Annotated in this window: 13 protein-coding genes and 2 pseudogenes; 4 read left to right on the plus strand and 11 right to left on the minus strand. The window is 68.8% G+C overall.

All coding sequences use genetic code 11. From position 1 onward, the window contains the following. Positions 1-181 precede the first annotated feature (181 nt). From ABZT02_RS45550 to ABZT02_RS45570, 5 genes and pseudogenes are all read right to left on the minus strand, one after another. A complete protein-coding gene (locus ABZT02_RS45550) occupies positions 182-763 on the minus strand; it encodes an SMI1/KNR4 family protein (RefSeq protein WP_356029252.1) in 582 nt (193 codons plus the stop codon). Positions 764-963: 200 nt separating this feature from the next. Beyond that, positions 964-1,284: a hypothetical protein gene (locus tag ABZT02_RS45555; protein ID WP_356029255.1), complete on the minus strand. Its 321-nt coding sequence runs from the start codon at positions 1,282-1,284 to the stop codon at positions 964-966. A gap of 79 nt (positions 1,285-1,363) precedes the next feature. After that, positions 1,364-1,844: pseudogene (locus tag ABZT02_RS45560) on the minus strand (IS5 family transposase); the annotation flags it as partial. Between the two features lie 40 nt (positions 1,845-1,884). Continuing rightward, entirely contained in the window at positions 1,885-2,295 is a 411-nt protein-coding gene (locus tag ABZT02_RS45565; protein ID WP_356029257.1) for a VOC family protein, read from the minus strand. A 535-nt stretch (positions 2,296-2,830) separates the two neighbouring features. Next, a complete protein-coding gene (locus tag ABZT02_RS45570) occupies positions 2,831-4,273 on the minus strand; it encodes an MFS transporter (RefSeq protein ID WP_356029260.1) in 1,443 nt (480 codons plus the stop codon). Between the two features lie 294 nt (positions 4,274-4,567). Between ABZT02_RS45570 and ABZT02_RS45575 the strand changes: the two genes are divergently transcribed. Further along, entirely contained in the window at positions 4,568-5,617 is a 1,050-nt protein-coding gene (locus ABZT02_RS45575) for an Lrp/AsnC family transcriptional regulator (protein ID WP_356029262.1), read from the plus strand. Between the two features lie 241 nt (positions 5,618-5,858). Here the strand turns inward: ABZT02_RS45575 and ABZT02_RS45580 are convergent, their stop codons facing one another. From ABZT02_RS45580 to ABZT02_RS45595, 4 genes and pseudogenes are all read right to left on the minus strand, one after another. Beyond that, positions 5,859-6,167: an SCO5918 family protein gene (locus ABZT02_RS45580; RefSeq protein ID WP_356029265.1), complete on the minus strand. Its 309-nt coding sequence runs from the start codon at positions 6,165-6,167 to the stop codon at positions 5,859-5,861. Positions 6,168-6,257: 90 nt separating this feature from the next. Beyond that, positions 6,258-6,527, minus strand: a pseudogene (locus ABZT02_RS45585) (hypothetical protein); the annotation flags it as partial. Between the two features lie 52 nt (positions 6,528-6,579). Beyond that, a complete protein-coding gene (locus tag ABZT02_RS45590; protein ID WP_356029267.1) occupies positions 6,580-8,094 on the minus strand; it encodes a DEAD/DEAH box helicase in 1,515 nt (504 codons plus the stop codon). Positions 8,095-8,426: 332 nt separating this feature from the next. Beyond that, positions 8,427-8,630, minus strand: coding sequence for a cold-shock protein (locus ABZT02_RS45595; protein WP_356029270.1), 204 nt, complete (start codon positions 8,628-8,630; stop codon positions 8,427-8,429). Between the two features lie 432 nt (positions 8,631-9,062). On the opposite strand from ABZT02_RS45595, the gene ABZT02_RS45600 reads away from it, so the two are divergent. After that, a complete protein-coding gene (locus tag ABZT02_RS45600) occupies positions 9,063-9,350 on the plus strand; it encodes a Tn3 family transposase (protein ID WP_356029283.1) in 288 nt (95 codons plus the stop codon). Between the two features lie 350 nt (positions 9,351-9,700). Here ABZT02_RS45600 and ABZT02_RS45605 read toward each other — a convergent pair whose 3' ends face one another. Then, positions 9,701-10,288, minus strand: coding sequence for a helix-turn-helix domain-containing protein (locus ABZT02_RS45605; RefSeq protein ID WP_356029272.1), 588 nt, complete (start codon positions 10,286-10,288; stop codon positions 9,701-9,703). Positions 10,289-10,462: 174 nt separating this feature from the next. On the opposite strand from ABZT02_RS45605, the gene ABZT02_RS45610 reads away from it, so the two are divergent. Both ABZT02_RS45610 and ABZT02_RS45615 read left to right on the plus strand, forming a co-directional pair. Then, on the plus strand, positions 10,463-11,932 hold the full coding sequence (locus ABZT02_RS45610) for an MFS transporter (RefSeq protein ID WP_356029275.1): 1,470 nt from the start codon (positions 10,463-10,465) through the stop codon (positions 11,930-11,932). 201 nt (positions 11,933-12,133) lie between these two features. After that, entirely contained in the window at positions 12,134-12,628 is a 495-nt protein-coding gene (locus ABZT02_RS45615; RefSeq protein ID WP_356029277.1) for a carboxymuconolactone decarboxylase family protein, read from the plus strand. Between the two features lie 592 nt (positions 12,629-13,220). On the opposite strand, the gene ABZT02_RS45620 is transcribed toward ABZT02_RS45615, so the two are convergent. Next, positions 13,221-14,060, minus strand: a complete 840-nt coding sequence (locus ABZT02_RS45620) for an RNA polymerase sigma factor SigF (protein ID WP_356029280.1) — start codon at positions 14,058-14,060, stop codon at positions 13,221-13,223. Positions 14,061-14,390: the final 330 nt, after the last annotated feature.

Here is a 14,390-nt window from a genome sequence, read left to right on the forward strand (position 1 = left end):
AACGCCGCCCGTAATCGGTTCACTTCATGCGTGTCCACACTTTCAACATGCTCTTGATCAGCACAAACGTATAGACCTAACGAAGCACTACTAGGAGGAGATGATCCCCGGGGATGAAGTCGGGGCCACCCGACGGCGGCCAAGTCCCGTGTTGCCGAGGCCGTCACAGCGATCCCGAGGATCAGAAGTCCCAGTCCAGTTCGTCTTCGTCGACTGCGACAGGCAGGTAGCCATCCACCGCCTTTCCGGTCTCCAGGGCCGTGGCTGTCTCGTCCAGGAGAGCCGGAAGGGAGGCCCACATGGGGTGCGGCGAAAAGGAGCATCCTGTTTCGTGATCGGCATTGCCGATCCTTCCACGGCGACGGTGGGGACGCTGGTCGATGATGAGGAAGTCCCCTGCACCGTCGAAGGCGAACGGGATCCAGCGGGCGTGCCACCACGGCCCGTACTCCCCCTCCGGGTCTCCTTCCTCACTCCCCTCAAGCTCATCTCCGTAGATCTTCATGCGTGTCTGCCAAGCCCTGGTGATGTTCTCCACTTCCAGTAAGGACCAGAAGGGTGGCAACAGGTCCCGGTGGCCCATGCCGTTGTGCCGAAGCAAGGACTCCACCAAGGGTTCGGGGAACGGCTCGCCGATGACCTGTTCGGCCGCGGCAATGGCCGAGTACTCCGCAGGAGGTCCAAGCGCAGCAAACGTACGAGGCGTGTACCGGGCGAGCCATCTTTCTATACGGGCCCACGACTCGGATATCGACGAAGTCATCCTGGGATCATGCCAGTACGGCCCACGGCTCAAAGCGACGATTCGAGACGAGTTCGAAGGGCCGGCAAACCCCATGCCCCCGACGACTACTGACCAGCGAACCCTCATCCACGATATCTCCGGCACACGCACGCGGCCCTGACCGGGAATCGGGAACTGTCGGTCAATTCCGGGACTGAACGCCTTATTCGGCCCGCCGATCATCTGCGAAGTGGGTGGTGCGGGTCCGGGCTCGGGGTGTGCCGGTGACCTTGGCCGTCGATGTGGGCCACGTTGATCGCTGCGCCGACGAACTGGTGTTGGATGGTCTTCGGCGTGCCGCGGTAACGGGATCTGCACAGCAGGCCCGCGATCTCCCACTCCATTCTGGCGTCCGCCGCCTGCGCGTACGAGGCGGTCTGTGCCGGCGCGGCGATCGACGGCGAGGCCAGAGCCGTCGTGAACACGGACGGGGCTACCAGCCCGAGTGCGAGCGAGGCACAGCGCATGCTCAACAACTTTCGCGAGTGCAGTGGATTCATGCGTCCTCTCCCCTGGGCGCGGCCGGAAACGTCGTTCCTGATGGCACCCTCATGGCCGTGGCATGCCCCGATCGGCACCGAAGGCGGGTGCATCACCTGCTTGGCCTGTGGTGACGGTGAAGGCGAGGGGCCGTCTGCGGCCAGGCGAACCTTGGTACTCAGCCCGCCGCGGGAGCGTCCGAGCACGTTCTCGGGGGGCTCGCGGAAGGGAACCGCCCCTCCATGAGTGCACCGGCAGCGTGCTGGTGGTCCCGGACGACCGTGGAGTTCATCGACACTGTCCAGTCGACGTCGTCATCGGCGTCCGGCGCCGCATGGACGGCAGCGAGGAGCTCTCCCACGTGCCATCGACGGCCCATCAGGTCAGCCGCTTGTGAGCGGTCTGGAACGAGCCGAGTTCGTCGGGAGATCCCGCCAGGGGGAGTTGGTGCGGTACTTCCACGCGATGGCCTCAAGAGTGCGCCGGTGGTCGGCCCACGCGGCCCGCGGACCGGATCCGCCGACATCTGCGGCTCGATCCGGTCCCACATCGCGTCAGTGATCACTAATCGGACAGACACACCCGATCAGCCGCGTTAACACCCCTGCGGGTCAATACACCTAGTCGCGCTTGGGCCAGATCAGGTCCTCATCGGTCCAGATGACACCTTTGTTGCGGCACAAGCAGAAGGGGTGGCCGACGGGGTCGGCGTAGACGCGGAAGCCGTAGCCGTGGGAGTCGGTGCAGTCCCGCTGCAGGGTCGCGCCGAGGGCCAGGACGCGGCGCTGTTCGGCCTCGATGTCGTCGACTTCGAAGTCGAGGTGGAACTGCTTGGGGTGCTCGCTGTCAGGCCACTGCGGGGCTCGGTAGTCCTCCACCTGAATGAAGGCCATTTCGACTTCGCCGAACTGGATACCGGCCCAGTTCTCGTTACTGTCCTCCTTGACCGGGAGCCCCGTCACCTCGGAGTAGAAGGCTGCCAGCTTCATCGTGTCCGGGCAATCGATGATGAAGTCGGTTAGTCGTAGCATCCCGCGATCTTGTCACAAGATCAGATGAGCCGGATCTCGAAATAGGCCCTAGCCCCCTGTAGTCAACGTGACGGACGATCGCTGGTTCGGTGGAGGACCAATCGAGCAGCGAATAGCGGCAGCTGCAATTCCGCTTCGAGTTCGGCTCACCGAACTTCCGTGCTCTGCCGCCCCGTCAAGGTGTTGCCGCAGTGGAACGACATATCTCGGGAGCAGGGCCCTCTTCGGTTGCCAACACCTGGGTCCTGGCCAACCCTCTCGCCGCACCTGAGGACATCGAGGAGCTGGGCGGCTGGACCCTGCACCGGCTGCGGCATTCCGCGCTCACCCCCGACGCCCCGAGGGCGGCATCTCCGCCCCGGTTTTGCTGACCCGCACCCGACATGCCTTCGTCCGATCCCTGGAGCAGTACGCCCGTCCCGGCGTCGATGCCGAATCGCCCGGCAGGTCGCCAAGCGCGACCCGGCCGGACCCGAGGAGCTCAGGACGTCAAGATCACCGCTCTCCCCCGGTCGGCACGTCCCTCACCCATCCCTCAGGTGTGCCTCCACGGTGGCGGTGTCGCGGGCTCGGCCGCTGCTGGCGCCGCAGGGGTGGTGGCGCGACTGGAGGTCATCGCGGCGGCGGCGAGCGCGGTCGCGGACAGGATCGCCCCAGCGGTGGCCAGGGCCCCCTGTGCGGCCGCGCGCGGCGCAGATACGCCGGCAAGGTAGATGCCGCCGACGACCGCGATGCCGAGCGTACCGCCGAGTTGCTGGACTGCGTTGAGGAGCCCCGCGGCGGAGCCGGTCTCCTGCGGTCCGACGCCGCGCAGCGCGGTGGTGAAGAACGGTGGCGTGAACAGGCCGGTACCCAGGCCCCCGATGGCGAGCGCGAACGGCAGGGCCGCGGGGTACGCGTCGGGGGCGCTCGCCCGGTAGGCGAGGACGGCCGCGGCCAGGCCGGTGGCGAGGGTGGCGATGCCCGCGTGCATGACGCGGGCCCCGTAGCGCGGGACCAGGTAGGCGCCCGCGGCCCATGACCCGGCGGCCAGGCCTGTCGACCACGGCAGCAGCGTCAGGCCCGCGGTGAGCGGGCCGCGGTCGAGGCCCAGTTCAAGGTGCAGCACCAAGGTGATCATGACGGCGTTCATGACGGCGAAGAACAGCGTCGAGGTGGCCAGCGCCGCCGGGAATGCGCGGCCGCGCAGCAGCGCCGGTTCGATCAACGGGGCCCGGCCCAGGCGGGCGGTGCGGCGCTGGTGGGCGACGAACAGCGCGAGCACGGCGGCGCCTGCCGCGGCGGTCGCCCACGCCACCGGGCCCGGAGTTCCGGTGGCCAGCGGGCACACCACGAGGGCGGTGCCGGTCATCGCCAGCACGGTCCCGGCCGGGTCCAGGCGCGGGCGGGACGGGGCCCGGTCCTCGCGCAGCCGCGGCGCGATCGCCAACACGGCGGCGGCGAGGGGAAGGTTGACGAGGAAGACCGCCCGCCATGACGACCCGAACACGTCGGCGTGCGTCAGGACTCCCCCGAGCACCGGCCCCAGCACCGCGGACAGGCCCATGACCGGGCCGATGGCGCCGAGTGCCTTGGGCAGTTCGTCGCCGTCGAACATCGCGCGGATCAGCCCGAACGTCTGCGGGATGATCAGCGCCGCGGCGGCGCCCTGCAGCGCGCGCAGCCCGATCAGCGCCTCAGGGGTTGGGGTGAGCGCGCACGCCAGCGAGGCGACGGCGAACGCGGCGACGCCGATACGGAAGACGCGGCGGCGGCCGGCGATGTCGCCCAGCCGGGCGCCGGTCAGCAGCCCGAGTGCGAACGCGAGCGTATAGGAGGCGCTGAACCACGGAATGGCGGCCTTCGCACCGCCGAGGTCGGTGTGGATGACGGGACCGGCGACCTGGACGATCGTCGCGTCGAGGAGGTTCATGGCCTCGGCGACCAGCACCGCGGCCAGGGCGAGCCACCGCCACCGGTACGCGGGCTGCGACACCACGGCCCGAGGTACACACTCGGGCTCTGGCTCACTCGCGGCCAGGGCCCTGGAGGACGCAGGTGCTTGGAGCGGGTCCACGTCCCAACCCGGACTCTGGGGCGGATTCTGGCGCGGGTCGGCGGGTGTGTTGCGGTGCGCGGCGCGGGACATGCTCTCTCCCCCTGCGGTGTCCGGGACGGCGGTCCGCCCCGGTGAGGCGGCCGGTGACCACCGTGCCGCCCCACCCGCTCGAGCTTCCATTTTGGATCCAGGTATCGATGGTTACTTCCATGGAGACCCGCTACTTTGGTGGATATGCTCGAAGTGGATGACCTGGACCGCGGCCTGATCCACGCCCTGCAGGTGGATGCGCGGGCGCCGTTCACGCTCATCGCCGACGTACTCGGCTCCTCCACGCAGACCGTGGTGCGCCGCTATCGCCGCCTGTACGCGCAGGCGGGCCTGCGCGTGGTCGCGCTGCCCGCACCTCGCAGCGCCGGCACCCACCAGTGGTTCGTGCGGCTGACCGCCGCGACGCGTACCGCGCACGACATCGCCGTCGCGCTCGCGCGCCGCCCAGACACGTCGTGGGTACGGCTGACCTCCGGCGGCACCGAAATCGTGGCGATCATCCACACCACGCCCGCAGGCCCGGACGCCCACGCGCTGCTGCTGCGCGACATCCCGCGCACCGCGGGGATCACCGCGGTCTCCGCTCACTACTTGCTGCACACCTACTTCGGCGGACCGACCGCGTGGCGCGGCCGTGTCGACGCCCTCGACGCCGTACAGCAGGCGCGGCTGCGCGCCGAGAGCGGCGCAGGCCCCGGACCAAACACCGCCCGCGCGCACGCCAACACGACGGCCCACGACGACGAGTCGGCGGCAGGAGCCGGGCCGGAACCGGGGGCGCCCGCGTACCTGCTCACCGACGCCGATCGGCTGCTGCTGGACGCGCTGCGCGACGACGCCCGCATCAGCTACGCCGACCTTGCCACCGCGACCGGCTCGACCGCGTCCACGGTGGCCCGCAGGCTCACCGAACTGCGTGCGCGCGGCGCGTTGTTCTTCGATGTGGACGTCGACCCGGTGCTGCTGGGTGTCACCGTCTCAGCGCTGCTGTGGATGCAGGTACCGCCCGCGCACCTGGACGACGTCGCCACCGCGCTGGCCCGGCACGAGGAACTGGCGGTGGTCGCGGCGACAACGGGTCCGACGAACCTGGTAGCGCACGCGCTGTGCCGGGACGCCGAGGAGCTGCACCATTACCTGACCAGGAAGGTGGCGTTGGACGCGATCACGCGGATCGAGACCGCGCCGGTGCTGCGCACCTACAAGGCTGCTGCGACGCTGCGGACCGGCTGAGCAGGGGCGGGAACTGACGCGGTGGGCGGATGCTCCGTTTCCAGTCCCTGATGAACGAGGCCGAGGCAAGGGAGCGAGAGGGGCACCCGGTCGTTGCTGGCCGACATCAAGGCCCATCCGGGCAACGTCTGCCTCCACCCCCGGAGACACACCGCAGCCGGACCCCACATTGCGCGGCGCACTTCCGGCCCTGACGCTCAGCTGCTGAAGCGTGCAACGGTGACCCCCGACCGCTCGTCGGTCACTCTGCCGCGGGGGCCCCGAGCAGCGCGGAAGCCTCCTGGAGCGCGCTGACCGGGCGCGTGGGTGCAGCGGGTTGGGAAACGCGGCAGGTGAAGCCGAGCTGCGTCATGGCCCGCAGGACCTCGCCGGCGCTGAAGTCGCGGGGGTCCTGGCGGGTGACGACCTGCCCGACCTGCTTGACGGGGTAGGTGCGACGACCGACGATCACGGACGCCCCGGAGACTTCCTCAGGCTTGACGCCCTTCATCGATTCCAGGACGCCGCTCTTGGTGAGGTCGAAGGGAAAGCGGGCGATGACACAGCGCATGATGCCTCACAGGGGAGAAGGACGAGGGGACGGTTGTGCCGCGGTCGAGGCGGTTCAGCGGGCCAAGGTGAGAACGCCCAGGGCGTTGTCGACGAGGATATCCCGCAACTGGACGCGGTCCGTGTACACGGAGCTGTCGCGGACCGCGGCCAGCTGGGCATGGGTGAGAATCTGGGTGCACACGCCGTCGTTGTCGCAGACGATCAAGTACCCGGTGCGGGCGCTCGCCATGACGGACAGGGCCACCTCGACGGTCATGTCGTCGCAGACCTGCGGTGCGGCGGTGTCCAGGGCGTCGGCCACCGTCCTGGGTACGGCGGCGGCATCCGTCGAGCGGGGCTGCATCTGAACCATCGTCAAAACGTGCCTCCTGCAGAGGTGGACCAGTTTCCTGAACCTGAACACGGAGTCGCTACGCCGCCGCGTTGAACGACGACTGTCGGCCGGTCCTGCGCCGGGCAGCCGAGGCGGGGCTGCGACGGCCGCGTGACGACGACGTGCTGCGCGGACGCCGCTCGGCGACCGGCGCGGTGATCGTCACGGGGATGCCGGAGGGTGTCTGGGCGCCGGTGATCCGGCCGAGTGCCTCTTCGCCGGAGCGGACCTGGGTGGTCTCGGGCACGATGCCGGCGGCGGTCATGAGGCGGCTCATGTCGCGGCGCTGGTTGGGGGTGACGAGGGTGACGACCCGGCCGGACTCGCCGGCGCGCGCGGTACGTCCGCCGCGGTGCAGGTAGTCCTTGTGGTCGGTCGGCGGGTCGACGTTGACGACCAGGTCGAGGTTGTCGACGTGGATGCCGCGGGCGGCGACGTTCGTGGCCACGAGCACGGTGACGTGCCCGGTCTTGAACTGGGTCAGGGTGCGGGTGCGCTGCGGCTGGGACTTGCCGCCGTGCAGGGCGGCGGCCCGGACGCCGCTGTTCAGCAGGTCCTGCGTCAACCGGTCGACGGCGTGCTTGGTGTCCAGGAACATGATCACCCGGCCCTCGCGCGCCGCGATCTGCGTCGTCGTCCAGTGCTTGTCCGCACCGTGGACGTGCAGCACGTGGTGCTCCATCGTGGTGACCGCACCCGCGGACGGGTCGACGGAGTGGACGACGGGGTCGGTGAGGTAGCGGCGGACCAGGCGGTCGACGTTGCGGTCGAGGGTGGCGGAGAACAGCATCCGCTGACCCTCGGGGCGGACCTGGTCCAGGAGCGCGGTGACCTGGGGCATGAAGCCCATGTCGGCCATCTGGTCCGCCTCGTCGAGGACGGTGATCGCGACCTGGTTCAGCCGGCAGTCACCGCGGTCGATGAGGTCCTTGAGCCGGCCCGGCGTCGCGACGACGACCTCGGCTCCGGTGCGCAGCGCGTTGGCCTGCTTGCCGATCGACATTCCGCCGACGACCGTGGCGAGACGCAGCTGCACCGAGCGGGCGTAGGGGGTGAGCGCGTCGGTCACCTGCTGGGCCAGCTCACGCGTCGGCACGAGAACCAGAGCCAGCGGCTGGCGGGGCTCGGCGCGCTGTCCGGCGGTACGGGCCAGCAGGGCCAGGCCGAAGGCCAGGGTCTTGCCGGAGCCGGTCCGCCCACGGCCCAGTGCGTCGCGGCCCGCGAGGGTGTTGGGCAGGGTCGCGCCCTGGATCGGGAACGGGATGCTCACGCCTTGCGCGGTCAGCGCGGCCAGCAGCTGCTTGGGCATGTCGAGGTCGGCGAACGCCTCGACCGCGGGCAGCGCGGGAGTGATCGTCTCCGGCAGGGCGAACTCCCCCTGGACCGCTGCGGGCCGCCGGCCGTAGCCGCCCGAACGGCTCGGACCGCTCGAACGGCTCGGAGCGGACGATCCGGAACGGCTGCCCCGCTTCGAACCGGCGCCGCCACCGAAAGCGGAACCCTCGCCGCGGTTGCGGCGGGAAGAACGGTCATTGGTCCGTGCATAGTTCATGGTGAACCTTCCTTGATACGGCACGTATCAAGGAATTCCCGCAGCGGAAGCAGCGCGGGGAATCTCAAGAACGGACCGAATGGAATACGAAAAAGAAATCTGGAGAGTGCAGTGGATCGGGCGTGGTTGCATCGACGGAACTTCTGACGCCATATTGAGCGTTGAGTTCCGGACGCCGGACGCCTACCGGTTGCGCCTTGGACGATACGCGTCACTGGACGCGGGAGTGCGGGCGCTTCTCGTCCCACAGGTCGCACCACTGCGGGAAATGTCCGCAGCTGGGGCCCGCACCCCGAGGGATGCGGGCCCCAGCTACGAAGTGCGCGTCAGCGTCAGGCGAGGACGATGTTCTCGGCCGTCGGGCCTTTCTGGCCCGCCGCGATGTCGAAGGTGACCTTCTGGCCTTCGAGCAGCTCCCGGAAGCCCTGGGCGGCGATGTTCGAGAAGTGGGCGAACACGTCGGCGCCGCCACCGTCCTGCTCGATGAAGCCGAAGCCCTTGGCCGAGTTGAACCACTTCACAGTACCTGATGCCATGTCATCTCCTCTTGGGCAGTACGCCGGGACCCGCGATGCGCGGATACCGGGTCGCCGCGATGATGCCCCGTCCGGAAAAAACGACCGGCCATACGAAAGCGCCGCCAGCGGCTGACAATCCGGCGAAGACGCTTGAAGTTTTTGGGAACCACAACTGCAACTGAGATCGACAGTAGCATGATGTGGCGGGCCAAGTACGGCAAATGACTCCGTCCTACTGATTGCGGCAAAAACACTTTCCGCGTGACGAGTCAAACTCTCACCTCACGGCCATAGATATTGACCACCCGCGGCAGAGCGTTACAGGAGGAGCGCCCGCCGTTAGACGCTCAAAAGAGCGCGAGCATTTACGCGTGCAGGCGAGGAGCTGCGATGGTCTAGGGCCTGCTGCGGCACTGCACGGACGCCGAGATCGAGTCGAACTACGTCGACATCCAAGGCGCCTCGGTGGTCGGGTTCGTCTTCACCGAACTGCTCAACTTCCGCCTGCTGCCCCGGCTGAAGAACATCGGCAGCATCCGCCCGTACCGCCCGGACGACACCCCGCCCAGTTGGCCTGCGCTCGGCGCTTCACTGACGCGGCCGATCCGCTGGGAGCTGATCGAGCAGCAGCACGACCAGATGGTGAAGTACGCGACCGCACTCCGGCTCGGAACGGCGGAGGCGGAGCAGGTGCTGCGGCGCTTCACCCGCGGCGGCCCCACGCACCCGGCGCTCTGACCAGCCCGGACAAGGAGCATGCCGAGACCTCGATGCTCACCCTGCACCCGCTCCAGTCCGCGCTCGCGCCCGTCAATACCCTCCTCCTCCAGCAGGTCCTGGCCGAACCTGCGTGGGCGAAGAAGCTCAGCGACGAGGACCGGCGCGGCCTGACCTCGCTGTTCTGGTATCCAACGTCAACCCGTACGGTGCCTTCCGCCTGGACATGGACAAGCACCTCGACCTGGGGCCGGCCGCCGCCGTACCCCGCCCTCGTGCTGCGGCGGGCTCTGCGGGCATCAAGGTCCTTCAGCCGGCTGAATCGAGGTCAGGTCGTTGGCCAGGACGGGCAGAGCACCGCAACTGCGGTACTAGGCCGCCCGTTGAGAAGCGGGTGGATCGATCAAGTCGCAGGCGATGCCGAGCGCCGCATCGATCAGCTCCGAGCCTCCGGTTTCCGCTCGATCGGCGTCATCGCCGGCCAGATGCAGTGCAGTGATGGCCAGGCGGACACGCAGCGATGCGACCGGGTCGCCGTCACCAGACAGCGCGCCAGGCCCGGCCAAGAGCTCGAAGAGCGTCATGACATGCTGCTGCACCTCAGCCGCGAGCGGCTGGTTGCGCAGCGCCGGTGCGTTGTCCTGCGCGAAGCGGGCCGCGGCCGTGATGCCACCGGCTGACAACTCGGCGTATCGGCGCAGGAGTTCGCGCCGGGTCTCGGGTCCTGCGGGCTGCTGCTTGCCCCAGTCGGTGAGTTCGGCGACCGCGGCGGAGAAGTCGGCCAGTACAGCAGCGAGGATCTCCTCCTTCGACTTGTAGTGGTAGTAAAGGGCCGCCTTCGTGATGCTCAGCGCCTCCGCGATCATGCGCAGCGAGGTGCCTTCATACCCGTGCTCGCTGAAGAGCTGCAGGGCTACGCGCTGGGCGCGCTCACGGGTGTTGGTGCGGCGGCCTGCCATGGAAGTCCCTTCGTTGCCGTCATCTCAGCCGGCCCGTGGACAGACCCGCAAAGGGCCCCTCTCCATTGCTTGCCGATCGGCAAGCAATGGGCTAGCTTCATCTCGCCGTCAACTTTACCTGTCGGCAGGTAATGAATGCGAGTGCCGAAGCATGTCTTCACCAAGGGGGGCACCATGCTGAGCAAAACAGGCAAGAAGACGGAGAGCACGTGGAGTGGCGATCCGGCCCGGCTGCATGCGCGCCGCTGGTGGGGGTTGATGGTCATCGCGATCGCCCAGCTGATGATCGTGCTGGACACGACCATCGTGACGATCGCGCTGCCCACCGCCCAACAGGATCTGGCCATGTCCGACGCGAGCCGGCAGTGGGTCATCACGGCCTACACCCTGACCTTCGGCGGGCTACTGCTCCTGGGCGGCCGCATCGCCGACCGGCTGGGCCGTAAACGCACCCTGCTCGCCGGCACCATCGGCTTCGCCGTCGCCTCCGGTCTCGGCGGGATGGCGGACTCCGGCTGGATGCTGGTCGCCGCCCGTGCCGGACAGGGCGTCTTCGCAGCGCTGCTGGCCCCCTCGACCCTCGCGCTCCTGATGGCGGTGTTCCCCGGACCGGCGGAACGGGCCAGGGCCATCGGGATCTACAGCGGGGTGCTGACCGCGGGCGGCGGGCTCGGCCTGGTCGGCGGCGGGCTGATCACCAGCTACCTCGACTGGCGCTGGTGCATGTACGTCAACATTCCCATCGCCTTGCTGGCCGCGCTCGGCGCCATGGCCGCGCTGCCCGATCCGCCCGGCCGTACCGACGCGCGGATCGATGTCCTCGGAGCGCTCACCGGCTGCGGCGGCATCGCCGCTCTGGTCTACGGGTTCTCCGAGGCCGGCGAGCGCGGATGGCACACATCCCGGGTCTTCCTGTGCCTGTGCCTGGGCGCAGCCCTGCTCCTGACGTTCGGGATCGCACAGGCCAGGCTGCGTGCCCCACTGCTTCCGCTGCGGATCCTGACCGACCGCAACCGGGGCGCGGCCCTCGCCACCGTCGCGCTGGCCACGCTCGGACTGTTCGGGGTCTTTCTCTTTCTCACCTACCAACTGCAATCCGTGATGGGCTACTCCGCGGTCAGGACCGGCCTCGCCATGCTCCCGTTGGTCGCCATGAACGTGGTGGCGGCGACCCAGCTGTCCGGCCGGCTGCTCCCCAGACTGCCGCCCCGGCTGCTGATCGTGCCCGGACTGCTCAGCGCGGCCGGCTCGCTCACCCTCCTCACCCAGCTCACCCCGCACAGCTCCTACACCGCCGGGATCCTGCCCGCGGAGCTGTTGCTTGGACTCGGCATCGGCACACTGTTCGGCCCGGCGGTCGCGACGGCCACCAGCGGAGTCGCCGCCCATGACGCCGGTATCGCCTCCGCGACCGTCAACACCGCCCAGCAGGCGGGCGCTTCGATCGGCACCGCGCTGCTCAACACCATCGCGGCTGGCGCCACCAGCACTTACCTGGCCGGCCACCACGGCGCAGACGTCGTCCGGGACGCCACTGTGCACGGCTACGCCACGGCCGCGACCTGGGCACTGGGCATCATGCTCGGCACCGCGATCCTGGCCGCCCTGTTCATCACCGCGGACCCGCGCAAGACCGCGCCGTGACCCGCACCCCCCGAGGCAGCCGTGCCCCACCGGGCACAGCGCCCACGCCGCTGACGCACAGCTGATCGCCCCTCACAGCGCCGGACGGCGCCGAACGAGACCGGCCATCCGAGCAACCCGTCCTGACCACGTCGTCCCGAAAGGGCATCGCCGGACGCGAGCCACCGAGGTCTCGACGCCACCAACACCAAGGAGCACGCCATGACCGCACGTTTGAACCTCTTCGGCAATCCGACCACGACCACTGCCAAAGCTGCCGGGTACTTCGGAAAGGCGAGCAAGACGATCCTGGAGGAGTCCACGCTGCCGGCCACGACGCAGAAGCTGGTGGTGCTGCGCGCGAGCCAGATCAACGGCTGCGGCTACGCCACCGACGTGTGGAGCAAGAACGCCGCACACGCCGGAGAGAGCGTGACCCGCATCAACCTCGTCGCGGCCTGGCGGGCGTCCACTGTCTTCACCGACGCCGAACGCGCCGCCCTGGAGCTGGCCGAACAGGGCACCCGCATCGCCGATGCCGCCGGCGGCGTCACCGACGACGCATGGGCGAGCGCCGCCCAGCATTACGACGAGGATCAGCTGTCCGACCTGGTGATGCTCATCGCCCTGATCAACGCCACTAACCGCATGGGCGTCATCGTCCGCCAGCGCGGCGGCGACTATCAGCCCGGCATGTTCGCCGACACGGCCCACTGACCCGTAGACCCGTCGCGGCCCTGGCCAGGATCACTCGATCCGGGCCGGGCTCGCGTATACCTGCAGCCAAACGTCATCCCCGCCACAGCGACCAACCTGCTGCACAACAACGGGAGGCGGCGGCAGGCCTTTTCAGGTGTCAAGGAGGCGACGGCACGACTCGCGCGCCTTGCGGATGCCCGTCGATCAGCCGCACCCGACACTCAAGGCTCGTTCCGGAATTTCCCGGCGTAGCGGAAGCCCTTGCCGCCGGCACCGAAGTTGGCGCTTCGGGCTATACCCATACCCCCCGGCCGCCCTGGCGGACCTTGTAGATGCCACGGCCGTGGAAAATACCCGCGGAGATGGCGGAGCACGCGGCGCAACCGCACATGCCGGCTATGGCTTGTCCTGTGCCTACCCGGCCCCCATGAGGGTGGCGGGGGGGTTGTCGAACTGAATCCACTCCTTGCAGCGAGTGCCCCGCAAGAGCTGCCGGCAGCGACTGCCACTCCCCCGCATGCTCGACCTCCGAGTTGCCGGATGGCGACCTACGCTTTCCCTGCGTTTCGTTCTCAACGTCTATGTCCGGGACAAGCGCAGGCCCCGGCGTTCAGTGGCTACTGAGCATGCCCTCACGCAGGCGGGTCAGGAGGCGGGTGATCAGGCGGGAGACGTGCATCTGGGAGACGCCGAGGTGTTCTGCGATCTGGGCCTGCGTGAGCTCCTCGACGAAGCGCCAGTGGATGATCTTGCGGTCACGTTCGTCGAGCTCGGCGATCATCGGCGCGAGGGCATGGAAGTCCTCGACCAGACCGAGCGCCGGGTCCTGCTTGCCGATGAAGTCCGCGAGTACGCACTCGCCGTCCTCGCTGCCGCCGATCGCCGCGTCCAGCGAAGCCGACGTGTAGCCGTTCGAGGCCAGTCGGGCCTCGACGATCTCCTCCTCGGGCAGGCTCATCAGCTCGGACAGTTCCCTGGTGGTCGGCGTCCGGCCCAGGCGGCTGCTCAACTCCTCGCTTGCGCGAGCCAGTTGCACGCGCGCCTCCTGCAACCGGCGAGGCACGTGCACGGCCCAGGACGTGTCACGGAAGAACCGCTTGATCTCACCGACTATGTAGGGGACGGCAAAGGAGGTGAACTCCACCTCACGGGACAGCTCGAACCGGTCGATCGCCTTGATCAGACCGATCACGCCGACCTGGACGATGTCCTCCATCTCCTCCTGGCCACGGCTGCGGAACCGGCCGGCCGCGTAACGGACCAGGGAGATGTTCATCTCGATCAGCGTGTTGCGCGCGTACTGGTACTCGGGCGTGCCTTCTTCCAGCACCGCGAGCTGCTCGAAGAACAGCTTCGACAACTCCCGCGCGTCTTTGGGAGCCACCTGGGCCGGGTCGGTGATCTCCGGCATGCTCACCGTCTGTCCGGTAGTCCGCACCGCCGTCGCCATGATGTGCCCCTCCCACTGTGTCGGCCTCGTGTCAGCCGGCCCGCTGACCGACGATCAGCCGTATACCCAGGCCTTCAACGCGTATGCACGCGGATTTTCACGCGGTCAGTGCCGCGGGACACGGAGGTGGAAGAGGGCGTAGCCCTCGTACGACAGCCGGAGCAGGAGCGGGACTGGAGCGCCCAGCAGCCCGCCCAGCCACGGGGCGATGAGCGCAGCGCGCCTTCGCCACTGGAGCCGCCGCGCTGGGCGGAGCGCGGCGTGGTGGTGGCGGGGGGGGGGCGGGGGGGCGGGGGCCCCCCCCCCGGGGGGGGGGGGGGTCTGGGGGAC

Source organism: Streptomyces sp. NPDC005402, assembly GCF_040606575.1.
Classification (GTDB): Bacteria; Actinomycetota; Actinomycetes; order Streptomycetales; family Streptomycetaceae; genus Streptomyces.

Excerpts from the sequence above, each read along its gene's own strand:
- ABZT02_RS45550 (WP_356029252.1), bottom strand. The coding sequence starts at position 763 with ATGACTTCGTCGATATCCGAGTCGTGGGCCCGTATAGAAAGATGGCTC.
- ABZT02_RS45555 (WP_356029255.1), bottom strand. The coding sequence starts at position 1,284 with ATGAATCCACTGCACTCGCGAAAGTTGTTGAGCATGCGCTGTGCCTCG.
- ABZT02_RS45565 (WP_356029257.1), bottom strand. The coding sequence starts at position 2,295 with ATGCTACGACTAACCGACTTCATCATCGATTGCCCGGACACGATGAAG.
- ABZT02_RS45575 (WP_356029262.1), top strand. The coding sequence starts at position 4,568 with ATGCTCGAAGTGGATGACCTGGACCGCGGCCTGATCCACGCCCTGCAG.
- ABZT02_RS45580 (WP_356029265.1), bottom strand. The coding sequence starts at position 6,167 with ATGCGCTGTGTCATCGCCCGCTTTCCCTTCGACCTCACCAAGAGCGGC.
- ABZT02_RS45590 (WP_356029267.1), bottom strand. The coding sequence starts at position 8,094 with ATGAACTATGCACGGACCAATGACCGTTCTTCCCGCCGCAACCGCGGC.
- ABZT02_RS45595 (WP_356029270.1), bottom strand. The coding sequence starts at position 8,630 with ATGGCATCAGGTACTGTGAAGTGGTTCAACTCGGCCAAGGGCTTCGGC.
- ABZT02_RS45605 (WP_356029272.1), bottom strand. The coding sequence starts at position 10,288 with ATGGCAGGCCGCCGCACCAACACCCGTGAGCGCGCCCAGCGCGTAGCC.
- ABZT02_RS45610 (WP_356029275.1), top strand. The coding sequence starts at position 10,463 with ATGCTGAGCAAAACAGGCAAGAAGACGGAGAGCACGTGGAGTGGCGAT.
- ABZT02_RS45615 (WP_356029277.1), top strand. The coding sequence starts at position 12,134 with ATGACCGCACGTTTGAACCTCTTCGGCAATCCGACCACGACCACTGCC.
- ABZT02_RS45620 (WP_356029280.1), bottom strand. The coding sequence starts at position 14,060 with ATGGCGACGGCGGTGCGGACTACCGGACAGACGGTGAGCATGCCGGAG.